Consider the following 23953-nt stretch of genomic DNA (forward strand, 5'->3'; position numbering starts at 1 on the left):
TTGCCACCAACTGCTGTCATCGCCCGGCTTGACCGGGCGATCCAGCACTCCGAGGCGGTCGCGATTGAATTGATAGACCGCGGCGTACTGGATGCCCCGGACAAGCCGGGGCATGACAGCGGAGAGTGGAGCGGCAGCTACATTGCCAAATGCCGCATGAAAATCCGCACCACATATCCGGGGACCCGCGGCGCCTCGTCATAGATATCCGATGCGATCCGCTCGATGGTCTCGCGCAGCGACAGGAACTGCGCCTGGCGCGCGCTGCTTTCGGTGCCCTGCATGCCCGCGAGTTCATCCATCGCGGCGTCGCTGATCTGACAGTCCACGACGTCACCATCGTTCAGCATGGTGAAGCGAAAGGCCAGCCGTTCGAGGTCATGGCCAATGATCCTGTCGCGCGTCAGCGGCATCAAATCGTCCCGGTCGAGCCCCGCGCCGGACAATGCTGAAAATATCGCGGCTTGTCAGCAGCAAAGAGGATCGTCGTCGTCCTACTGAAACGCGACCTCGGCGAAACTGCGGAGCTTGCGCGAATGCAGACGCTCCGATTCCTGCTGCTTCAACCGCTCCAGCGCCTTCATGCCGATCTCGAGATGCTGGCCGACGCGGCGGCGATAGAATTCGCTGGCCATGCCGGCGAGCTTGATTTCGCCGTGCAGCGGCTTGTCGGAGACGCAGAGCAGCGTGCCATAGGGGACACGGAAGCGGTAGCCGTTGGCGGCGATCGCGGCCGATTCCATATCGAGCGCGACCGCGCGCGATTGCGACAGGCGGCGGATCACGTCGGGGCCCGAAATTTCCCAATTGCGGTTGTCGACACTTGCCACCGTGCCGGTGCGCATCAGGCGTTTGAGCTCAAAGCCTTGGAGGCCAGTGACGTCCTCCACCGCTTCTTCGAGCGCAACCTGCATCTCGGCCAGCGCCGGGATCGGCACCCAGAGCGGCAGCTCGCGGTCGAGCACATGGTCCTCCCGCACATAGCCATGCGCGAGCACATAGTCGCCGAGCCGCTGCGTGTTGCGCAGGCCGGCGCAATGGCCGAGCATCAGCCAGGCATGCGGCCGCAGCACCGCGACATGATCGGTGACGTTGCGCGCGTTGGAAGGACCGGTGCCGATGTTGATCAGGGTGATGCCGCGATAGCCCGGCGTGACGAGATGAAAGGCCGGCATCTGCGGTGCGCGTACCGGCGCCACCCCGCTGGTCGCACCGCCGCTGCGGGTGATCACGTTGCCTGGCGCGACGAAGGAGTCGAGACCGGCCTCACCGGACTGGAGCCGCTGTTGGCAGAGCTGCGCAAAGGCATCGACATAGAACTGGTAGTTGGTGAAGATCACGAAGTTCTGGAAATGCTCGGGGTCCGTGCCGGTGTAGTGATAGAGCCGGCGCAGCGAGTAATCGACGCGGGCGGCGCGAAACAGCGACAGCGGTTCCGGCGCGCCGGGCTTGAGCTCGAAAGTGCCGTCGGCGATGGAATCGTCCATGGTGGCAAGATCCGGCACGTCGAACGCGTCGCGCAGCGAGCGCGTGATGAGTGAGTTCTCGCTGGTGGTGATCGCGGCCTCGATGTTGATGTCGCGGCGATAGGCGAAGTGGATCGGGATCGGCTCGGCGGATTCGCCGATCTCGACCGGCACGCCGTGGTTCTGGATCAGGAGGCCGATCTGCTCGGTGAGGTAGGCGCGGAACAGATCCGGCCGCGTCACGCTGGTCTCGTGCACGCCGGGGCCGGCGACGAATCCGTATGACAGACGCGAATCCAGCCGCGCATGCGTCGCGGTGGTGACACGGACGAAGGGATAATAGGCCCGCACCCGCACCGTGACCGCCTCGCCGCCGACATAGGCCTCGAACCGGTCGCGCAGGAATTTGGTGTTGCGCTCGTAGATCTCTTCGAGCCGGGCGACCGCGCCCGCTGCATCGCTGAAGGACTCGGTCGCGATGGTGGGGAGAGATTGCATGGGTCGACCGCCGGGTTGCTGTTTGCTGCTGCAAGTATAGCAAACTCGCAGCCACGCCGTCATTGCGGCGCTTCTTACCCTTCCCTGGAGGGGGAGGGTCGCTGCGCATGAAGCGGAGCGAAATGCGTAGCGGGGTGGGGTGAAGCCACGGAAACGGTCCAGCTGACGCGCTCAGGGTTGTGATGACCCTCCACGCAAGCACCTCCTGCGTGGATAGACCATCACCCCACCCGCTCGCGCTTTGCGCGATCGACCTCCCCCTCCAGGGGAGGGTAAGTCGCGCGTTACTTCTCCCTGAACGCCCGCATCAGTTGGTCGTGCAGCGGCTTCATCAGATACGACAGCATGGTGCGGTCGCCGGTCTGGACGAAGGCTTCGACGGGCATGCCGGGGATCATCTTAACATCGCCGAGACGGGCGATCTCTGCGGCCGGCATCGAGACGCGGATGGTGTAATAGCTCTGCCCGGTGCGCTGGTCGGTGGTGACGTCAGGCGAGACGCGGCTGACGACCCCGTTGAGCTCCGGCGTGGTGCGCTGGTTGAAGGCGGACAGCCGCAGCAGCGTCTTCTGGCCGATCTGGAGCTTGTCGATGTCGACCGGATTGACCTTGGCCTCGACCTGGAGATCGTCGGCCTGCGGCACGATCAGCATCAGTGTGTCGCCGGCGGTGACGACGCCGCCGACGGTATGCACCGTCGATTGCAGTACCATGCCGTCCTGCGGCGCGCGGATGTCGACGCGGCGGAGCTGGTCCTCGGCGGCGACCTTGCGCTCGATCAGCTCGCCGATCTTGTCGTTGGTCTCGCGCAGATCCTTGGAGACCTCGCTCACCATGTCCTTGTCGACCTGGATGATCTGAAGCTCGGTCTCGGTGATCTTGCCCTTGGCCTGGGCCCGCGAGGCGATGTATTGCGCGCGCTCGCCGTTGAGGCGGGCGCTGTCGCGCTCCAGCGTGGTCAGGCGCGAGATCTGCACCAGATGCTTGTCGTAGAGGTCGCGCACGCCGGTGAGCTCCTGCTGCACCAGGGCGATTTCCCTGTCCTTGGCCTTCTCCTGAGCGGCGAGGCCCGCGATCTCCTCGTTCAGCTGCAGGACGCGCTCGCGGAGCTGCGCCTTCTGGCCGGCACGGCCGTTGACGCGGACGTCGAACAGCTTGGTTTCGGCGGAGAGCAGCGCCCTGACGTCGGGATCGTCGCCGCGATCGAGCAGAGATTGCGGGAACTCGATCTTGTCGAGACCGCGCTGCTCGGCCTGAAGCCGCGCGGTGCGCGCCAGCGCGGCGTCGAGATTTTTGGTAACGATGGCGAGATTGGCCCTGGTGACGGTATCGTCGAGCCGCACCACGATGTCCCCGGCCTTGACCACGTCGCCGTCGCGGGCGCGCAGCTCGCCGACCACGCCGCCGGTCGGATGCTGCACCTTCTTGACGTTGGATTCGACCACGATCTGGCCAGGCGCGATCAGCGCGCCGGAGATCATCACGGTCGACGACCAGCCGCCGAGACCGACGGCCAGGACCAGCACGATCCCAAGCCCGAGCATCAGATGAAACCGGATCGACTGCCGCACGGTCTTGTTCGCAGCGGGCTTGCCGCCGCCAATGGCCATCGTGCTCATGCCTTGGCTCCGGCTTCACTGACCACCTTGATCGGCGCCACCGGCACCGCGCGCGGCTGGAGCACCTGTGCGAGCACCTGCTCCTTCGGGCCGAAGGCCTGCATGCGGCCGTCGCGCAGCACCAGGATCTGGTCGACCGCCTCGACGCCGATGGGGCGGTGCGCCACCACGATGACAATGGCGCCGCGCTCACGCACCCCACGGATGGCGCGGGTCAGGGCCTCGTCGCCTTCGGTGTCGAGATTAGAATTGGGCTCGTCGAGCACGACCAGGAACGGATTGCCGTAGAGCGCGCGCGCCAGCGCCACCCGTTGCGCCTGGCCGGCGGAGAGTGCTGTGCCCTGCTCGCCGACCTGCGTGTTGTAGCCCTCGCGCATCTTGATAATCATCTCGTGCACGCCGGCTTCCTTGGCCGCGGCGATGATGCCGTCAGACGTCGCCTCGGGATCGAACCGGCAGATGTTCTGCGCGATGGTGCCGCCGAACAGCTCGACGTCCTGCGGCAGATAGCCGATGTGGCGGCCGAGCGCGTCGGACGACCATTGGTCGAGCGCCGCGCCGTCCAGCCGCACCTTGCCGCGGACGGGCTGCCAGACCCCGACCAGCGCGCGGATCAGCGAGGATTTGCCGGAACCGCTCGGCCCGATCACGCCGAGACCGTGGCCGGCTTCGAGCGCGAAGGTGACGTCCTGCACGATCAGGCGCTGGTCGCCCGGCGCCACCATGGCAACGCCTTCAACCGATAGGCGGCTGACGGGCGCCTGCAGCTGGGTCGGCATCGCCTGCGCGGGGATCTGCTCCAAAAGGCGGGTGAGGCGCTGCCAGCTCTGGCGGGCCGCGACGAAGGATTTCCAGTGCGCGATGGCGAGATCGACCGGCGCCAGCGCGCGGGCGGAGAGGATCGAGCCGGCGATGATGATGCCGGCGGTCGCCTCCTGATTGATGACGAGATAGGCGCCGACCGCCAGCACGGCCGATTGCAGCATCATGCGCAGCACCTTTGCGACCGCCCCCAGGCCGCCGGCGACGTCGCTCGCACGCTGATTGCCGGCCAAATATTTTTCGTTGGCCTCGCTCCAGCGCTGGTTCATGCGGCCGGCCATGCCCATCGACACCATGACTTCGGCGTTGCGGCGGCTGGAAGCGGCGATATCGTTGCGCTGGGCGGCAAGGCCCATCGCCTCCTTCGCCGGCTGGCGGGACATGAATTCGGTGACCAGCGTCAGCCCGACCAGGATGACGGCGCCGATCAAGGCGGTGACGCCGATCATGACGTGGAAGGCGAAGCAAATGGCGAGGTAGAGCGGCAGCCAGGGCAGGTCGAAGAACGCGCTCGGGCCCATGCTGCCGAGGAAGGAGCGGACATTGTCGAGGTCGCGCAGCGGCTGCAGGCCCTCGTTGCGGCTGCCGACCAGCAGCGGCAGGCGGACGATAGTCTCGAACACGCGCTTGTTGAGCGCCTCATCCAACGCGGTACCGACCCGCCCCAGGATGCGGTTGCGGATCATGTCGAGCACGCCCTGCGCCATGTAGAGGAAGCTGGCGAGGATGATGAGGCCGACCAGGGTCGGAACGCTGCGGCTCGGCAGCACCCGGTCATAGACCTCCAGCATGAAGATCGAGCCGGTCAGATAGAGCAGGTTGATCATGCAGCTCATCAAGCCGACGCCGATGAAGGCCGTGCGACAAGCGCGCAAGGCGTCACCGAGCTCTGAACGGCGGACGCCAGGTATGGCTGCCATCAGTCTGATCTCTTTCGGGTAAGGGGCACGGCCCCTGATTTCACAGGCGGTTCAGGGGTACTCGACCAGGATTAACATCGTGTTCTCCCTGCAACGCGCACAGCCGAATTAATCCCGGCCCCTGATGGGTCACATCTACCCCTGGTGGCGCGCCGCGCAAGTCCGGTATTTCACAGTCTTTGCGGCTTTTTATGGCAGAGGTCTCCGCCTCCCCCAGCCCGGGGAGAGGCGGAAGGTTCCGAACGGGGCGGCTAGAACCTGCCGCCGCCGCGAACCAGCCGCACCACCAGCAGCAGGATCACCGCGCCGATGGCGGAATAGACGATCTCGGACACCAGACCCGTGCCGAGACGGATGCCGAGCTTCGGAAACAGGAAGCTCGCCACCAGCGCGCCGGCGATGCCGATCGCGATGTCGCCGATGATGCCGAACCCGGTTCCGCGCACCACCTTGCCGGCGAGCCAGCCGGCGACGAGGCCGACGAACAGGATGACAAGCAGGCCTTCGTTGGAAATGTACATCAGTTAAGTCCCTCTGGCGTGAACGCCGCATGGAACGGGAACCGGGATGAACGGGGTCTGAATGCTGTTCCCCGCGCCCCGCTTGCGGCTGCGAAGACAAAATTATCGAAAACAACCCCATGCACAGTAGAATGGTCTCTACCAGGGTGCTCGCGGCGGATTGTGACAACTGCGTGCTGACGCAGAGGATTTTCGAAAAATCGCGCGCGCCGCTCTTCACCCTCTCCCCGCTGTCATGACGGCAGTTTCGGCAGTCGATCGTGATAGTCAGTGACGCGCTGGAAGGCGGCACCGATGGTGAGCAGGGTCGCCTCATCGAAGCAGCGGCCGATCAGTTGCATGCCCACAGGCAGGCCGCTCCTGGTGAAGCCGGAGGGCACAGTGAGCGACGGCAGACCCAAGAAGTTCACCGGGCGGGTGAACAGCGTCAGCCGCTGCAACAGCGCCGGCGCATTCGGCCCGCCGCCGACATCGCTCTCCTCGATCGTCGGCGCCGGCACGGGCGAGGCCGGTGCGATGACCGCGTCGATGCCCGATGTCGCCGCATTGTGCGCGGCGAGCGCGGGGCCACGCCAGCGCATCGCCTCGAGATAGGTGACGGCGGGCACGGCGAGACCGTTCTGAAGCCGCATCAAGACCTGCGCGCCGTAATCCTGCGGGCGCTCGATCATCCAGCGCTTGTGAAAGGCGGCAGCTTCCGCGGCGAGCACGAGCTGGCTCGCCGCTGAGAGCTGCCGCTGATCCGGTAGCTCAACCGTGACGATGTCGGCGCCCTCGCGTTTGAGCACCGCGATGGTCTCGTCCAGCACGCGCGCGACCTCGCTGTCGAGATCGTCGACATAGAACGACGAGGGGACACCGATCTTCAGGCCCTTCAGCGAGCCCCTGGTCGCGCCGACATAGTCCGACAGCGGCTCGCGGCTGCAGGTCGAATCTTCCGGATCGGCACCGGCCATCAGCGCCAGCAGCAGCGCGCAGTCCTCGGCGGTGCGCGCGAGCGGGCCGACCGTGTCGAGCGACTGCGACAGCGGCATCGCACCGGCGCGGCTGACGCGGCCGACAGTGGTCTTCAGGCCCGTGACGCCGCAGAAATGCGCGGGCATGCGGATCGAGCCGCCGGTGTCCGAGCCCAGCGCCGCATAGGTCAGCCGTGCGGCGACCGCCGAGCCGGAGCCGGAGGAGGAGCCGCCGGTGATGTGCGCGACATTCCAGGGATTGTGCACTGGACCGTAATGGGCGTTGTGCCCGGTCGGGCCGTAAGCAAATTCGGAAAGATGCAGCGTGCCGAGGCGGATCTGGCCGGCGTCCTTCAGGCGCTGCAAGGCGGTGGACGTCACCGTCGGGACGAAATCGCGGCGGATCAGCGAGCCGCAGGTCGCGACATGGCCGGCGTCGTAATACATATCCTTGTGCGCAAGCGGTACGCCATGCAGCGGACCGCGGACATTACCCTTGGCGAGCTCGGCGTCGGCGGCGGCGGCCGCCTGCAGCACGGCTTCCTGTTCGATCGACATGAAGGCGTTGAGATGCGGCTGCCATAGCGCGATGCGCTGCAGCAGCGCGCGCGTCACCTCATGCGAGGACACCTGTTTCATCGCGATCGCCCGCGCGACCTCGGCGAGCGTCATCAATGCGGGCTCACGGCTCATTTCGACACCTTGGTGGCTTGCGCGATCGGATAGAGCGCGGGCTCGAGATCGAACGGCAGCGTGCCGGCGATGGCCGCAAAGCCTTCGAATGCCGGCCCGATGGAGTTGGAGATTCGCGTTGCGATCTCATCGTCTACGGGAACGCCCGCGAGTTGCGCGATCGGCTTGATCTCTTTCGGTGTCGGTCTCGTCATGCAGTTTCCTCCCTGGCCAGCGCACGCGGTCTCGGGCCCCATTCTATCCGGCGCGGTGAATTTCGATATGATCCGGCGGCAGCCCTGCCTGGTGCCGGGCGTGCATCGCGGCAAAGGCGGCTTCCATGCGGCGGGTGAAGAGCGCGGTGTCGAACAGCGGTTTCGTCAGGCGGTTACGGGCGAGCCGCGCCCTGATCTCGGCGAGCCGTTCCCGGTCGACCGCAAGTGCGATCGCAAGCCGCTCGTAATCGTCGAGCGACGGCGCGATCAGCTCGGGCAGGCCGACCGCACGCAGCATGCTGGCGGCGACCCGCCCGGCAAACGTCGCGCCGAGACAGGTCAATACCGGCAGGCCGGCCCACAAGGCGTCGGCCGCAGTGGTGTGGGCATTGTAGGGCAGCGTGTCCAGAAACAGGTCGGCAGCGCGATGCCGCGCCAGATGCTCAGGCGCCGGCAGGCGGTCCGCAAACACCAGCCGGGCGGGATCGATGCCGCGATGCGAGGCTTCCCGCCTGAGATTGTCCACGGCATCGGCATTGTCGCGCAGCAGCCAGAGCACGCTGCCGTCGACCACCGCGAGCAACTGCATCCAGCGATCGAATAGCGCAGGCGTGATCTTGTGCGTGCTGTTGAAGCAGCAGAACACGAAATCCTCCGGCGGCAGCCCCAATTCCGCGCGGCTGAAAATGCGCGAGGCCACGGCGCGCCTGTCGTCGTTAACGAAGTAACAGTCAGGCAGCGTCACCACCTTCTCCGAATAGAAGCCGCGCTCGTCTGCCGGTACCACGACGCCATCGGCGATGACGTAATCGATATAGGGCGCGCCCATCGTGCCGGGAAAACCGAGATATTGCGCCTGCACCGGCGCCGGGCGCTGCGCAAAAATGCCTGTTCGTGAATTCGTGGTGTAGCCCATCAGGTCGACGGCGATGTCGATCTCGCGCGCGCGGATCAAAGCCGCGATCTCCCGCTCGCTCATCGCCCTCGCATCGACGAAGGTCTCGAACGCCGTCTCGATGCGCGCCCGAATCTCGGAGCCGTCGTCGGTGCCGAACGAAATCCCGATGATGTCGAAATGCGACCGGTCGTGATGCTCGATCAGACCGGCGAACAGGAACGCCATCGGGTGCACGCGAAAATCAGCCGAGAGATAGGCGATGCGGATACGCTCGTGCGCGTAGCGCTCGCCGCGCGACAGCGGCGTTGCAGCCGGTGGATGCAGGCGCTCCGCCCACAGCCGCGCACATTGCTGTTGATCGGCGGCCTGGCCGGGGGCTGCGAGGAAGATGAACGGCTGGGTGCTGGGCTTTCCTGCCCTCACCGACGCCACGAGAGACGCGGCATCCTGGTCGAGATCATTCCAGTCGGCGAGATGCAGCCTGGTGTCGAGACGATGGCCTTCGATGCCGAGCAGGTCAGGCTTGAGCCGCCAGGCGCTGTCGTAGGCGGCGAGCGCCTCACGGTAGCGCTTCTGCCGATAGAGGATGTTGCCGCAATTGCGATGGATCTCGGCGTCCGGCTGCAGCGCCAGGGCGTCCTGATAACTCGCCAAGGCCTCGTCCGACCGTCCCAGCGCGAGTTGCGCCTTGGCGCGGTTGAGATGGATCTCGCGATGACCGGCGTCGAGTGCGAGCGCGCGGTCGAAGCACGGCAGCGCCGCCTCGGGCCGCTGCAGGTCGAGAAAGCCCTTGCCGAGATTGTTGTGCGCAGCCGGGACGCGATCATTGATGCCGATCGCGCGCTGGATCAGCGCGATGCCGGCCTCCGTCCGGGCCCGCTGCAGCGCCGCCAGGCCCAGCATGTGCAGGGAATCGAAATGCGCCGGCTGGCTTTCGAGCACGTCGCGATAGATGCGCTCGGCGCCTTCGAGGTCACCGTGGCGATGAAGCGAGAGTCCTTGGCGGAATTTCGCCTGCAGGCTGGCGGACGTGCCGGTCATTGTCCTGGCCGGCTACTTGGTCAGCAGCGCATAGGCGCCGTTCCATTCCGCCGGCGGCGGATCGATCTGGAAATCCTTGATCCGCACCTCGTAGAGCTTGAACAGCTTTTCCAGCGTATCCGCATCCTCGCTCTTGCGGCCGCGTTCGATCGCGTCCAGCGCGCCCTGCCAGTCGCGGTTGCGGTAGCAGCCGAGCATCTCGATGGTGATGTTGCGCAGGCGCTGGAAGGCGCCCGAATGCATCACGTCCTCGCGGCCGGCGATGGCGTAGATCACCTCCGGTTCGGTCTTGCCCTTGACCATGATGAAGTCGAGCTCGAGGATCGCGAACCTGTCCTTGGCAGCGAGCGCGGTCCGGGAGCCGACGATGATGGGAAAGCCGTACTCCTTGGTCTGGCCTTCCAGGCGCGAGGCCAGATTCACGCTGTCGCCGAGCACCGAATAGTTTTTCTTCAGGTCGGAGCCCATGTTGCCGACCACGCCAATGCCGGTGTTGAGGCCGATGCCGACATTGAGCGGGATGTAGACGTGGCCGCCGTCGGCCGCTTCCTGCTCGCGCTCCTTGTTGACGACGTCGATCTTCTCGAGCATCCGGATCGCGGCTTCGCAGGCGTTGACCTGGTGCTCGGCATCGTCGAGCGGCGCGTTCCAGAACGCCATGATGGCATCGCCCATGTACTTGTCGATGTAACCCTTCCGCTCGATGATCACGTCGGTGAGCGGGGTCAGAAAGCGGTTCATCAGCGCGATCAGTCCCTGCGGATCGTGCTTGTAACTCTCCGAGATCGTGGTGAAGCCGCGCACGTCGGAGAACATGATCGTCATCTCGCGCTCCTCGCCGCCGAGCACCAGCTTCTCCGGTGACTGCGCGAGCTGCTCGACCAGCACCGGCGACATGTATTGCGCGAACATGCCGCGGATCTGCACGCGCTGGCGCTGCTCGCGCACGAAGCTGGCGAAGATCAGCGTCAGGTAAATCGCCGTGGTCGACAGCAGCGGATAGGTGAAGTCGATCAGGTAGCGGTACTTCGCGTAGAAGAACCAGGACACGCCGATCAGGATGGCGGCGAACATCGCCCCCGCGAGCACGAGGCGGACGGGACCGAGATTCGGCGTGAAGATGATGACGAGCAGGCCGATGATCATCGCGGTGATCAGCTCGACGCCGAGCGCATAGTTCGGCCGGGAGATCGCCGCGCCCGTCAGCACGCTTTCGAGCACCTGAGCGTGAATCTCGACACCCGGCATCGCCCGCGACACCGGCGTGGTCTTGATGTCGTTCAGGCCGACGGCGGAGGTACCGATCAGCACCAGCTTGCCGGCGATCTTGCTCGGCGACACGGCGTTGTCGAGCACGTCGGCCGCCGAGACGTAGATCGAGGGATCCTGCCGCGCATAATGCACCCAGAGCTGACCGTTTTCGTCGGTCGGGATCTCGACGCCCTTGATGCGGACGGCGCGGATGCCGGTCTTGTCGGTGCGCACTAGCAGCGTCGGCGTCCCCGTGACCACCCGCAGGATCTCGAGGCTGAGCGAGGGCATGATATTGCCCTGGGCGCGCATGATCATCGGCACGCGCCGGATCAGGCCGTCGCGCTCGGTCCTGATGGTGAACAGGCCGCGGCCGGCCGCGACCTTCTCGATGACGGGCACGTTGCGCAAGAGACCCGGGAATTCGAACAGGAAGCGCTCGGCCTCCGCTTCACCGACCGTCGCCACACCGGTGAAGGGAAGCGTCTTGTCGACCTCGGCGGTGATCGCCGATTGCCCGGTCTCGCCCAGCACCACGCGGGAGCGCTTGATTGCCTCGGCGAGGATCTGGTCGTTGCTTGGCAGCTCGCGCAGCCTGGTGCGGGTGGCATCGTCGAGATAGCGCATCTGGCTCGCGACCAGATCCGGATTGAGCCGGTCGGCTTCCGAAAACACCACGTCGAAGCCGATCGCCACGGCGCCGTTGCTGGTGAGGTTCTGGATCATGTCCGCGATCCGCGTCCGCGGCCACGGCCACTGGCCGAGCTTTGCTAGGCTCTTGTCATCGATGTCGACGATGGTGACCGGCCGCGCCGCCTTGTGGCGCGGATCGATCAGCTGGAACATGTCAAAAGTGCGCAGCCGCAATTCCTGGATCGGCGGCGGATCCCACAGGCGCAGCCCGGCGAACACGACCAGCAGCACGAGGCACATCGCCCGCGCAAAGCCGAGCTTGCGCGCAAACCACCGCCGCAGGATCTGGAGACGCTTCATTTGGATCGGACTTTTTGCCTTGGATCACGCGTGCTGGCCCGATCTTGGATCGAAGCCGAGCAAATGGCCATGCCCCGTTTCCCGAAAGGCGCAGGTTTTTTGCCGCGGATCTGCGCGCCCGGACCGCCCGGCACCCGGCTCTAGATGATGCCGCCACCAGAATGGTTCGTGACGATGAAGTCGCTGGCGTGAAGGTTGCCGATAACGACGTTCTTCAACAGGATCGACTCGTGATTGTCCAGCGTGACAAGCGCATCGGCGTTCTGCTGGGTGATGATGATGTCGCTGAACGAATTGATGTTGTCGAACTGCCGCAGGTCGATCTTGTCGAGCGTGGTGTCGAAGCCGAGGATGGTGTGCTGTACGGAGTCCGAGGAGGCCCCCGGCGTGAACACGAACTGGTCCTGCCCGCCATTGCCGTCCAGCGTATCGCTGGATTCGGAGGCGAACATGATGTCCTTGCCGGTGGTGCCGGTGAGGAACACCGGACCCGAGCCGCCCTCGTTGAAGATGAAATTGACGGTGTCGCTCGCGCCAAAACTGTCAGTGACCGTGAAGGCGATCTTGTCGTTGGTCGGCGGCGTGCTGCCGGGATCATAGGTGACGCCGCTGTCGAGATCGTCGTTGAGCTGATCCAGCGAGAGGTCGTCGAGGTAGGATGGCGTCACGCCGGTGCCGTCGGCGAGGCCGGCCGTCACCGCGCTTACCGTGTAGGTTTCCGACGATGAGCCCGCGACCGACAGGTCCGTCAGCGTGTCGGTGTTAGTGGCCTCGTCGTGCACATGCGTGAAATGCGTGGTGTCGATCACCGGCGACTGATGGCTCCAGACGATGTCAGTGCCGCCGTTGCCGTCATCAGCCGTCGTGAAGCCGGTCGCGTCGTAGCCGCCGGTGACGGTGAAGTAGTCGCCGTCGCCGGATCCGTAATGGACCTTGAGCCCGCCCTCGCTGCTCTCGAACGAGACCTTGTCCGGGCTGACGGCGAGATCGATGGTGTCGCCATAGCCGAAGCCGGTCACCGTTCCCGTGAAGTGCGCGGCGTAGTCGACGCGCAGCGTGCCGGCGCCGGAGCCGACGAACTGGACGGCGATGGCAGAATCGGCGCCGACCTCGAGCGTGCCGGCTAGGATCTCGACGGTACCTGAACCGCTGATGCCGAACTTGACCTCCGTCAGGCCGGATTCGACGACCATCGTGCCGTCATTGTCGATCCAGCCGAAGTCGTTCACGGCGCCGTCCAGCACCAGCTTGCCGTAGGTCTCGACGACGAGTGCGCCGCTGATCGAGATGGGGCTGTCGGAACCGTTGAAGGTCGTCGGGCCGTCGACTTCGAAATTGGAACTGTCGTTGCTGTAGAGCTCGGTGCCGTTGAGGGTCGTCTGCTGGAAATGAACGATGGAGTCATCGCCCGTGGAAAGGATCGCGCCGCCGTTGACAGTGTTGTAGCCGAACTCGATCTGCGCGCCGTTTTCGGCCATGATGACGCCGTCGTCACCACCGTCGATGACGCTACCGGTCAGGTTGGCGAAATCGAGCATGGCATATGATCCGTCGGCCACGATGGTGCCCACGTTGGTGACGTGACCGAAGGCCTCCAGGGTGCCGTCCACAACGTGGATCGTGGACGCGTTGGTCAATTGCCCATTGACGAGCAGATAGCTGTCGACGCCGCCAGCATCGGCATTGTACCCGGTGCCGGCGATATCGAGCTCCGTGGTGAAGCTCAGCGACAGGCCGCCAATGATGTAGCCGTTGTCGTCCAGGGCCAGCTGGACCGTGCCATTGGCGTCGAGGACGGCGGTTTCGGATGCGGTTGGGATATGCCCGAGGCTCCAATTGCCGTTGGTGTTCCAGCTTTGGTCAGCGGCGGCGCCGGTCCAGATGTTGATGTAGCCGGGGCTCGACACATCGATCGAACCCGCGGAGTAGGTCGGGGTCCGCGCCGGCCCGTCGACGCCGCTGATCAGGACGTCGATCTCACCGGGAGCGAAGCTCGTCAGGTTGAGATTGGCGAGATCGGCTTCGATCTGGAACTGGTCGCCAGTGATGGTAACGGTCTGGTCGTCGGCGAAGGTCTCCGAGCTGCCGGGCGTCGGGAACTGCGAGGACCAGAGCACGCCGGCGCTGACATGCACCGTCACCGACAGCATCGACGGGTCGAAGCCTTGCGTCACGCCCCAATCATGCACCTGGAGTGAACCGAGCGACACCGGCGTGCCGACCGTAGTGTGCGACGCAATTTCGCCGGTGAAGGTCAGGTCGGTGAGATTGAAGGTGATATCGTCGATGGTGAGATTGCCGTCCCCATCCTTGAGCTCGTAATAGAAGGTTTCAGTCAGCGGCGTTGAATTGTGCTCGTTGCCCTCGATCGCCGCGATCAGCGAGGCCGCGTCCGGATAGGAGGGCACGCCGACCTGCAGCGTATCGGTTCCGTCCGCGCCGACGGTGAAATTGAAGTAGGTGCCCGTGACCTTGCCGGACATATCCAGCGTCACCGGCGTGAAGTTGACGCCGTCGGTGCTGACGCCGATCACGGTCTGGTCGACCGTGCCCGGCAGCGTGCCGCTGATCGAGTCCAAACCCGACGAGACTTGCGCGTCCGCGGTGAAGTCCTGCACGACCGGCGGCGGTTCGGGAGCGGCAGCCTGCACTATTCCGGCCGAGGCGGTGCCGGTCTCGAAATTGCCGTGCGTATCGGTGAACTGCACGTCGATCTTGAGCGACTTGCCGTCATCGGATTCGCCCGGCGTGTAGCTGTTGCCGCCGCCCTGCTGCACGATGCTCCAGCTCGACGTGTTCACATCGTAGGTCTGGAAAATATAGGTGATTCCGCTGCCGCTCGGCGCATCATCGTCGGTCACCGTCGCGACCACCGGCGTGCCGTCGACCGCATTGTCGCCGTCGAGTCCGGTGAGGTCGACATGGGCGCTCTCGTTCGGGTCGTCCTGCACCGTGCCGGCCGGGACAATGAAGTCCTGCGGCTGGCCGTGCGTGTCGGTATAGGTGACCTCGACCCGGATCTGCTCGCCTTCGACGGATTCCGTCGGCGTATAGCTGTTGCTGTTGCCGTGCTGGACGGAGACCCAGCCGGAGTGGTCCGCCTCGAACACCTCGAAATTGTAGACAATGCCGCTGCCGGTAGGCGCATCGACGTCGTTGACATGCGCGACCAGCGTGGTGTTCTCGACCGCGTTGCCATCGCGGTCGACACCGTCGAGCGTGACCGCGGCCGACGGCACCGTGACGTCGGTGCCGATCGAGGCGGCCTGGTCCGACACCGGCGTGGTGCCGCCGTGCCCGGCGCCGCTGATGTCGATTGAAACCGCTACATCGCCCGTGACGGCACCGGAATAAGTATCGTCGAGCGCGTGGACGTCGAGCGTGCCCGGCGTACCGCTAAAGCCCGTCGCCGGGACGAAGCGGATCAACGTGTCGGTGCTCAGCACCAGCGCGCTGGCATCGCTGACGCCGGAAATATCGACCCACTGGTCGGTGCCGGCGATCTCGTACTGCCAGACGCCCTGGTCCGAGGTGGCGTTGTCGGCGCTGACCGCAATCGCCTTGAAGCTCGCACCGGCGTCGACGTCGTGGAACTTGTCCGCGAACAGATCGCCGATCGCGCTTCCGTGCGGATCGCTCTCGTTGCCGGCGACGGACGCGAGCGTGGCATCGTCCAGCGTCGGTGCGTCGTTGCTGCCGGCGATGTTGATGGTGATGGTTTCACCCGCACCGGTCGTGTGATCGTCATTGGGCACGATGGTGTATTGCAGCGACAGCGTCTGGCCGGCGGCGAGGAAGTCGAAGGCCTGGCTGCCCGAATTGAAGTCCCAGGTGAACTGGGCGTGCGTGGCGGTGCCGTTCAGGATGTCGCCGGGCGGCAAAGTGAGATAGTTCAGCAGGTCCGCGTTTGAAAGCCCGCCGATACCGTCGGTCTGCAGGACACCGTCGAGAGAGACGGTGACGTGATCGAGCGCGACGCTCACGTGATCGGCGGTGTCGGCATCCGACAAGGTCAGCGTGCCGTGAACGGCCTGCCCCGCATTGGTCTCGTTCGTGGTAGCGCAGGCGCTGTCGCCGCTTTCGACCGTGATCACCGGCGCGTCGTTGGCGCCGGTCACGTTCACCTTGAACGAGGCCGTGCCGGTGGCGCCCTGCGCGTCCTTGGTCTGGACGATGAAAGTATCGGTATACTCGCCTTCCGACAGCGCGTTGATCGCCGCTGGGTCGGGGACGTATTTGTAGCTGCCGTCGTCGCAGACCGTCAGCGCGCCATAGTGGCCCTCGACCGTCGTCACGGCGTGGCTGGCCGCATCCAGCACGGCATATTTCAGCGTCGCCGTCTCGCCATGGTCGGCATCGGTCCCGACCAGCGTCCCCGTGATGTTCGAGAAGCTGTCGGTCGCGGGCGTGTCCACGAGCGGCCCCGTGGTCACCGCTGCCACGGTGGGCGCGTCGTTCTTGCCTGAGATCGTGACGGTGACATCGGCCGCAACCGTCTGGCCGGAGCCGTCATCGAGCGTGATGGTGGAGACCACCTTCACCTTCTGGTCCGACCCAAGGAAATCGAGCTTGTTGTCGGCGATCGAATAGTTCCAGGTGACGGTGCCGTTGTTGTTGCCGGTCTGCTGATAGGTCAGCGCGTGCTTCAACGCGGCGATCTCGTCGGTCGTGAGCGAGGCCGTGAGGTCGGTGGTGCCATCCGCGGCGAGCAGGGTCACGGTCTGCTCGATGACCGTCGCGGCCGGCCGGTCGGTCAGATCGATGTCGGTGAAGTGGATCGAGCCGGTCGCGGCAGGGGCCGGGTTGGGCGTGGAATCGTCGGTCGTGTTCTCGCGCTCGGGGAAGCTCGCGGTCAGCGTCGCCGCGGCCGTGTCGAGCGCCGGTGCGTCGTCAGCGGCGTTCAGCGTGATCAGCGTGTGCCCGGTGCCGTCGTCGCTGCCGGCGAAATGGGCATGGCTGTAGTCGGCGCCGGTCAGGGTCAGGCTGATGTGGTGGCCGTCGGCGTCGGTCACGGTCAGCACGCCGCCGGTCGAGGGGTCGGCATTGGCGGCATAGACCGCGCTGGTGCCGAGCCCGTATTTGATGGTCGACAGATCGATCGTGTCGGTCGCCGACAACGCCGCGATCGATCCGCCGAAGCTCGCCGTGTCGATCTGAAGCTCGGCGCCGTCGCCGGCAAGCGTGATCGTTTGCGAGACCGTGCCATCGAGCTTCAGCAAGGCGCCGGCATCGACGGTGACCGAGCCGGTGCCGGACAGCGAGCCGAACAGCGTCAGGGCGCCGTCATGGACCTCGATGGTGCCGGTGTTGGCGATGGTGCCCGAGATCGACGCGGTGCCCCAGCTGTCGATCTCATGGGAGTTGCTGATGCTCAGGCCGGCCCCGGAAATCTTGGCGCCATTGAGCAGGTCGATGACACCCTCGTTGACGATCGAGGACAGCTTGCCGAACACGCTGGTTCCAGCGACGGTCCAGGTGCCGTGCGCACCGTTGTTGAAGGTGGCATGCGCAACCGAGATGTTGCCGTTGATGTGGTGGGAGTTGTTGATCGTGATGGGGCCGCCGGTCTCGGCGATGGCATAGGTCGTCGCCGTGACGCCAGCGGTGCCGTCCGGGCCGATCGTGCCGGAATTGTCGATCACGGCGGCGCCGCCGGCCGTGTTCTCCTGGATGAAGATCGCGTAATGGCCGCTCGCTCCGACGACCGACCCGCTATTGGTGATGTGAGTCGAGCCGGTCGCGGCCGGATTGCCCGACTCGCCGGTGTCGTTCTGGGTGACGACGATGCCAGCTGTCCCCGTGGCGGTGAGTTTGCCGTCGTTAAGGATGGTGACGTCGCCCGCTCCGACCGCCACGACGCCCAGAGCAACCGCGCCAGTCGCCGAACCGTGATTGGTGACGCTCACATCGCCGCCGCCGTGATCGAACGCGCCGATCGCCGTGCCGGCGGCGGTGACTTCCGAATTCTGGCCGGTCGTGACCGTGATGTCGCCGACGCCCCAGGTGAATGCCTCGATGCCATAGCCCGCATCCGCGGTGATCTTCGCATCGCTGTCGACGATGACGTCGCCGTTGACCGCATTCGAGAAGGCGCCGGTCCCGCCGGGCTTGTAGCCGGCGATGATGCCGCCCGGCGTGGTGCCGTCGTTGTTCAGTGTCGCGCCGGAATGAATTGTGCCATGCGCCTCGACCGAGATCGTGCTGTCGACGCCATCCGCGATCGCAGTCGCAAAGTTGACGGCGACGATGCCGGAGCTGCCTGAGGTGATGTTGTCGCCCTTTGCCAGGGTGACGCTGGTGTCGCCCTGGTCGAGGCTGAAGGCCCTGATGCCGTAGCTCGTCGCACCCGAGATCGTGACGTTCTCTCCGAGCGTGACCGTCACGTTGCCGGCGCCGCCGCTCAGGGCCGTGGCGTTGATGCCCATGCTTCCGGTGCCGGCGACGGAGATCGTCGTGCCGGCAAAGCTCGTCACCGTGACGTCGCCGTTCCCGTAATTATAGGCGTGGATCCCGTAGCCGGCCGCCGCGGTAATGTTGGCGTGGTTGTTGACGACGACCGTGCCGTTGACATCGGTGTTCGCATTGGTCCCGTTCGTGGCGCCAGTGTAGCCGGTCTGGATGCCGGCTGGCGCATTGTTGCTCAGATTGAGGCTGCTGCCGGAATTGATGGTGCCGTAGGCGTTGATCGTGATCGTACTGTTGTCGGACGCATCGATCGACGTCGCACGATTCACGGCGACGATGCCGGAGCTCGCGGAGGTGATGACGCTGCCGGCCTCGGTGGCGACCGTCTGATTGCCGCTGCCGTAGCTGCGCGACCGGATGCCGTAGACCAAGCCGCCCTTGATCGCGCCGCCGGCGTCGATGCGGATGTTGCCGTTGCCCTGCGTGGTGGCGTCGATGCCGTAGCCGCCGCCTTCGGCGCCTTCGATCTGGGTGACCGAGATGTCGCCGCCGTTGCCGCTGTTCAGATTTTCGACGAGGATGCCGGCCGAATTCGCGCCGGTGCCGGTCGCCTTGCCGGTGTGATTGTCGACCGTGATGTTGCCGACGCCGGTGGCGCTGTCGCGCAGCGTGATGCCGTTGCCGGCGAGGCCCGTGATGTTTCCGCGCGCGGCCAGCGAGATGTCGCCGGTGCCGTTCTGCGTCACGACGACGCCACTAGCCGCGCCGGTCAGCGTTCCCATGGGCGTAAGAATGATGTCGGCAGGCCTCGCCACCGTGCCGCCCGACGCGGTGAAGCCGAGCGCGTTGCCGCTCGACGTCGTGATGTCGGCTCCGCCCGTGATCGTGAACGTGCCGCCTGTCGACGACTGACCGGCGATGGTGCCGGTAAAGCTCTGGCCCGCGACCTTGTCGAGCTGAAGCGTGTCGGTGCCGCCGGCGAACGTGATGGTCTGCGCCGTCGCCCCGGCAAGCTCCAGCGTCGCGCCGTCGTCGATAATCAGCGTGCCGACGCCGCTGAGGCCGCCTGACAGGTTGAGCGTGCCGGCCTGCACTTCGATGGTGCCGGTGCCGGTGTTGGTGACGGCCGCCGAGACCGTGTTGGAGCCGGAGACGCTGTAGAGATTGCCGGCATTGCTCAGGCTGCCGCCATTGATCGAGACGTCGGTCAGATAGAGTTTTGACGTGCCGTCGACCGTGACCGTTCCGCCGGTGTTGGTGACCGTGACCGTCGCAAGTTTCAGGGTGCCGCCGTTGACCGCCTTGATATCGGCGGTGCTAACGACCAGATCACCTGAAATATCGAGCACGCCACCACTCGCCTGAAGCAGGTGGCGATTCGTGATGGTGTGAATCACGGCAGGATCGATCGTCAGCGTGCCGCTGGTGACCGAGATCGTGCCGGTGTTGGAGATATCGGCATCGTTGATGGCGCTCGTGCCGGTCGATTCCAGCGTGCCCGCGATCGTCACCGTGCCGCCGTCGACGGTCGCGCCGACGAGATCGAGCGTGGAGTCCGATTCGACCGACACCGTGCCGCCGGTATTGGTCACCGTCAGCGCGGTCAGCTTCAGCGTGCCGCCGCCGATCGCCGCCAGCGTGCCGGTGTTGGTGACGGCCTCATGGTCGATGTCGAGCTCGGCCCCATTGGCGCGAAGCGTGTCCGCATTGGCGATGCTGGCCGAGGTCGTTGCGGCAAGCGTCAGCACGCCGCCAATCGCCTCGATCAGGCCGTTGTTCATGACGGACGCATCGGTCACCGTGCTGGTACCGGACGAGGCCAGCGTGCCGGTGACGGCGAGTGCTCCACCGGTGAGGCTCGCCCCGACGAGCGTCAGCTTTTTGCTCGCATCGACTTTCACGGTGCCGTGGTTGGCGATCGCGCTGCCCGCAATGGTCGCATCGCCGAACGTCAGCGTGAAGCCGTTTCCGACCGTGACAGCGCCCTTGTTCAAGGTGGCATTGCCGTCGATCTTGCTGTTGCCGGCGAGGTCGATGGTGCCACCCTGCACGCCGCTGTAATTGTCGATGGTGCCGCCCGAGATCTCGGTGCCGGACAGCGTCAGCGTCTGGCCGCCGTCGACCGTGATGGTGTGGCCGGTATTGGTGACGAGATCATTGAGCAGCGTCGCAGCGCCCGCGATCTCGAGCGTGCCATTGTTGGTGATCGGGCCACCCTTGATCGTGGCGCCGTCCTTGAGCTTGACGGTGCCGTCGATGGTGACGCTGGACTTGTCGGTGATATCCGTGCCGGAGACGGTGACGCCGTCCAGCGTCAGGGCCGCGTCGGCGGTGACCGTGCTGATGCTGAGCGTCGCCCCGCCGTCGATCCTGCTGGCGCCGGTGACGTCGATCGTGCCGGCGCCCTTGATGGCGCCGCCGCTGATCGTGGCGTGGTCCAGCGTCAGCGCGGCATTGCCGTCGACGATGAGGTTGCCGCTCGCATTGTCGACGGTCGAGCCTTGGCCGATGGCGAGCGCACCGTTGGCCAGCACCTCGATGGTGCCGGCATTGGCGACGGTCTCATCGTCCAGCGCGTTGTCGGCGCCGCTGACGTTGAGGGCCGCGTTGTTATTCAGGATGCCGCCGCTCAGCACGGCGCCGCCGGTCAGGTCGATCTCGCCATTGCCGGTGACGGTGCCGGCGCCGCTGATGCTCGCGCCGTTGACCGTCAGCTTGCCGCTGGCGTCGACGGTGACGTTGCCGGTGTTGGTGACGACGGAGCCCTGATCGATGGTCAGCCAGCCATTGGCCAGCACCTTGATCGTGCCGGTGGCGGTGTTGGAGACGGTCTCGTGGGCGAACTCGGCCGTGCCCTTGACGTTGACCGCGCCGGAATTATTGAGCGTGCCGTGCTCGATCAGGCTGGCGCCGTCGAGCTCCAGCGTGCCCAGAATGGTGACGGTGCCGCCGTCGACCGTTGCGCCGTCGACGATCAGCGTCGTGCCGCCGTCGGCCTTCAGCGTGCCGCCGGCATTGTGGATCGTGGCGAGCGTCTTCAGCGTGCCGGCGGAGAGCTCGATCATGCCGGAATTGGTGATAGTGGTGCCGGCAGCGAGATCGCCGCCGCCCGCGAGCGTCAAATAGCCCGCATTGGTGAGCACGCTGGTATCGAGGATCTCGGCCTTGCCGCCGACCGACATCGTGCCGGCCGCGGCGTTGGTGAGGATCGAGTCCGCGCTCATGTTGAGCGCGCCCGCGACGGTCAGCGAGCTCTTGTTGATCACTTCCGGCGGCGGGCCGCCAAAGTCGTTCATCGTGATCGACTTGGCGTAAGCCGCCGCGTCGATCGTCACCGGATAGGACGGTGTGAGGCCGTGCAGCTGATCGGTGATGACGATGACGTCGTCATTGATGGTCGGGACCGTCCCGGTTTCCCAATTGGCCGCATCCTTCCAGAACCCGCCCGAGGGCGCACCGGCCCTGTCGGTCGCGATCCACACCACCGCGGGCGCGTCCGTGCCCGTAATCGTGACGGTGATGGTCTGCTGCGAGGTGGCGCCCTGCGCGTCCGTGAGCGTCACGGTGTAGACCAGTGTCAGCACCTCGCCCTTCGGGATGAAGTCGGCGAGATAGACCGGCAGATCGGCCAGCGACCAGTCGATCGTGCCGGTGCCGTCCCCGGTGCTGTCGGCGCCCGCCGCGATCGAGACCGACATCGCCTTCTCGAACGCCGCGAGCGGGCCTGGCGGCACGGTGCCGTCGGGCATGGTCGCGCTGGTGAGCTTCACCGACACCGTATGCGTGTCGGTGAGGTCGACATCCTTGAAGCTCAGTGTGCCCGAGGTCGGAACGTCGCTGCTGAGCGGACCGCCGGGCACGCTGGTGCCGCCTTCGAAGGTGATGACCGGCACGCTGGTGGTGATCACCGGCTTGTCGTTGGTGCCGGTGATGGTGATGGTGATGTCGATGAACGAGGATTCGGGGTTGACCGCGAAATTGTCGTTGACGCGGACCCTGTAGGTCAGCGTCAGCGTTTCGCCGGCCGCGAGAAAGTCGAAGACGTGGTCGGGGATCGTGTAGGTCCAGACCGCCGAACCGTTGTTGTTGTTGCCGGCGTCGGCCGCGACGTTGATATCGATCTGCGTCGCCGCGATGTCCTGCTTCTGGAGCGCGGAGAGCGTGCCGGTGACGTCCTGCTGGCCGGCGTTCTTGTAGACGTAGTTCGGCGCGTCGGCGAGGCTGATCGACACCGTCGGCCGATCGCCGAGGTTTTGATCGACGAAGGTGATCCGGCCGGAGACCGTGTCGGAATGCGTGCTATCGCCGGTCGTGTCCGCACGCTCGGTCAGCGCGAATGCCGTCTTCACGTTGCCGTTGGCATCGAGGCTGCGCGCATCCGGCGGGCCGGGAAAGCGGCTGCTGGTCGGCGTACTTTGGCCGGGCCCCGTCGAGGGCTGCGGATTGAGGTTCGTGAAGGTCGCGGTCGCGGTCGCGCCGGTGTCCGTCTTGATCACGACAATATTGCCGGTCTGCGTGATCGTGTCGGTGAAGTTCGTGGTCAGCTTGGTGTTGGTGTTGTTGTCGGTGAACTTCAGCGTGAACACGTCGGTGATCAGCTTCTGGATGTCCGGCGACATCAGCGCGTTGCCGATCGAGACGTTGCCGCCGCTGATCTGGATCATCTGGCCGGCCTGGTTGACCGTCGCGATCGGCAGCAGCGTGACCTTGTCGAACAGGATGTAGGAGCCGGTGGTGCCGTTCGGCTCGACCAGCACCTGGAAGCTGGCCTGCGGCTGCGGATCGCCGCCGCCGGCGGGAACGACGAAGTTGATCTGGGTCAGCACGGCCGTGCCGCGGATACCCATGGTGGCGACCGGCGTGTCGATCTTCATGTCGCCGTGCTTGGCGGTCTCGCCGGCGACGAAGGTGATGGTGCCGGCGACGAGGCTCAGCAGCGAGGAATTGCTCGACCCGTTGGGGTCGTAGACCATCTCGTTCAGCACCATCCGCGCATTGGAGGACAGGCCGAACACGGTGCCATCGATGAAGGTGATGCCGAGGGTCGAATCGGCGCCGGTCGAGACCACGTCGCCCTTCTCGACATTGTCGCCGTTGTTGAGAATGACGGAAACGCCATTGCGGATCGCGGTCGCACTGCCGACGAGCTTGGTGACGTGGCCGATGACCTGGGCCGCGGCAATGCCGGACGCGGCCTGCGCGTATTGCACATGCCCCGCGAGCGCGTTGACGACGTCGCCGGTGAGGTGGGCGCCATCGGGCGAAGCTACCGCCGCGCGCTTGTCGCCTCTGAAATAGTCGTGAACGACGAACTCGTGCCCGTCGTGGGACAGCACGAGATCGAGGCCGGCGCGCTTGAAGTCGCCGTTGAAGATCAGGCTGGCATCGGGAACGACGACCGCACCGTCAGGCACGTGGCCATGCGCCTTGGCGATGAAGGGCTTGCCGGTAAAGGAATCGACATGAGGGTCGGCGGGCGAGTGGGAACCCTGACCGTCAATGGAGATCGCGGCGTCAAACTTGCCAGGGTAATTCAACGGGCACCGTAAAAAGGTTAATATTTATGAAAGTATCGACCGTCTAAGCTTGCTTAGCATTACCAAGTCGTTAGCGAAACCATCTATTGCTTGTGTGATTTCGCGTCACTTGGCCATAGGAACCCATGCGCGCAGCGCC

At 65.4% G+C, this 23953-nt stretch carries 10 protein-coding genes; all 10 read right to left on the reverse strand.

Annotation, left to right across the window (positions count from 1 at the left end):
• Positions 1-137: 137 nt before the first annotated feature.
• The 10 genes from JJB99_RS33965 to JJB99_RS34010 all read right to left on the reverse strand — a co-directional run bounded on the left by JJB99_RS33965 (position 138) and on the right by JJB99_RS34010 (position 23814).
• Positions 138-413 (reverse strand): DUF1488 family protein, encoded by a 276-nt coding sequence (locus JJB99_RS33965; protein ID WP_200496450.1) that lies wholly within the window; start codon positions 411-413, stop codon positions 138-140.
• Positions 414-494: 81 nt separating this feature from the next.
• The gene (locus JJB99_RS33970; protein ID WP_200496451.1) at positions 495-1964 is read right to left on the reverse strand and encodes an AMP nucleosidase; all 1470 of its coding nucleotides are present in this window, start codon (positions 1962-1964) and stop codon (positions 495-497) included.
• 284 nt (positions 1965-2248) lie between these two features.
• Positions 2249-3583 (reverse strand): HlyD family type I secretion periplasmic adaptor subunit, encoded by a 1335-nt coding sequence (locus JJB99_RS33975; protein WP_200496452.1) that lies wholly within the window; start codon positions 3581-3583, stop codon positions 2249-2251.
• Positions 3580-5325 carry a type I secretion system permease/ATPase gene (locus JJB99_RS33980; RefSeq protein WP_200496453.1) on the reverse strand — a complete coding sequence of 582 codons (1746 nt, stop codon included), beginning with the start codon at positions 5323-5325 and terminating at the stop codon, positions 3580-3582. The genes JJB99_RS33975 and JJB99_RS33980 overlap by 4 nt, the downstream gene beginning before the upstream one ends.
• Positions 5326-5576: 251 nt before the next feature.
• Positions 5577-5846 carry a GlsB/YeaQ/YmgE family stress response membrane protein gene (locus JJB99_RS33985; RefSeq protein ID WP_200496454.1) on the reverse strand — a complete coding sequence of 90 codons (270 nt, stop codon included), beginning with the start codon at positions 5844-5846 and terminating at the stop codon, positions 5577-5579.
• A 233-nt stretch (positions 5847-6079) separates the two neighbouring features.
• Complete coding sequence (locus JJB99_RS33990; protein ID WP_200496455.1) at positions 6080-7495, reverse strand: amidase; 1416 nt, start codon at positions 7493-7495, stop codon at positions 6080-6082.
• The gene (locus JJB99_RS33995) at positions 7492-7689 is read right to left on the reverse strand and encodes a hypothetical protein (RefSeq protein WP_200496456.1); all 198 of its coding nucleotides are present in this window, start codon (positions 7687-7689) and stop codon (positions 7492-7494) included. Before JJB99_RS33995 ends, JJB99_RS33990 begins: the two co-directional genes overlap by 4 nt.
• 43 nt (positions 7690-7732) lie before the next feature.
• Entirely contained in the window at positions 7733-9628 is a 1896-nt protein-coding gene (locus JJB99_RS34000) for a tetratricopeptide repeat protein (protein ID WP_200496457.1), read from the reverse strand.
• A 12-nt stretch (positions 9629-9640) separates the two neighbouring features.
• Complete coding sequence (locus JJB99_RS34005; RefSeq protein WP_200496458.1) at positions 9641-11872, reverse strand: CHASE2 domain-containing protein; 2232 nt, start codon at positions 11870-11872, stop codon at positions 9641-9643.
• A gap of 140 nt (positions 11873-12012) precedes the next feature.
• Positions 12013-23814, reverse strand: coding sequence for a beta strand repeat-containing protein (locus tag JJB99_RS34010; protein ID WP_200496459.1), 11802 nt, complete (start codon positions 23812-23814; stop codon positions 12013-12015).
• Positions 23815-23953 lie beyond the last annotated feature (139 nt).

It is taken from the genome of Bradyrhizobium diazoefficiens, from assembly GCF_016616235.1.
GTDB lineage: Bacteria > Pseudomonadota > Alphaproteobacteria > Rhizobiales > Xanthobacteraceae > Bradyrhizobium > Bradyrhizobium diazoefficiens_H.

Bases quoted from the DNA above. Each gene is read 5' to 3' on its own strand.
- JJB99_RS33965 (WP_200496450.1), bottom strand. From the start codon at position 413: ATGCCGCTGACGCGCGACAGGATCATTGGCCATGACCTCGAACGGCTG.
- JJB99_RS33970 (WP_200496451.1), bottom strand. From the start codon at position 1,964: ATGCAATCTCTCCCCACCATCGCGACCGAGTCCTTCAGCGATGCAGCG.
- JJB99_RS33975 (WP_200496452.1), bottom strand. From the start codon at position 3,583: ATGAGCACGATGGCCATTGGCGGCGGCAAGCCCGCTGCGAACAAGACC.
- JJB99_RS33980 (WP_200496453.1), bottom strand. From the start codon at position 5,325: ATGGCAGCCATACCTGGCGTCCGCCGTTCAGAGCTCGGTGACGCCTTG.
- JJB99_RS33985 (WP_200496454.1), bottom strand. From the start codon at position 5,846: ATGTACATTTCCAACGAAGGCCTGCTTGTCATCCTGTTCGTCGGCCTC.
- JJB99_RS33990 (WP_200496455.1), bottom strand. From the start codon at position 7,495: ATGAGCCGTGAGCCCGCATTGATGACGCTCGCCGAGGTCGCGCGGGCG.
- JJB99_RS33995 (WP_200496456.1), bottom strand. From the start codon at position 7,689: ATGACGAGACCGACACCGAAAGAGATCAAGCCGATCGCGCAACTCGCG.
- JJB99_RS34000 (WP_200496457.1), bottom strand. From the start codon at position 9,628: ATGACCGGCACGTCCGCCAGCCTGCAGGCGAAATTCCGCCAAGGACTC.
- JJB99_RS34005 (WP_200496458.1), bottom strand. From the start codon at position 11,872: ATGAAGCGTCTCCAGATCCTGCGGCGGTGGTTTGCGCGCAAGCTCGGC.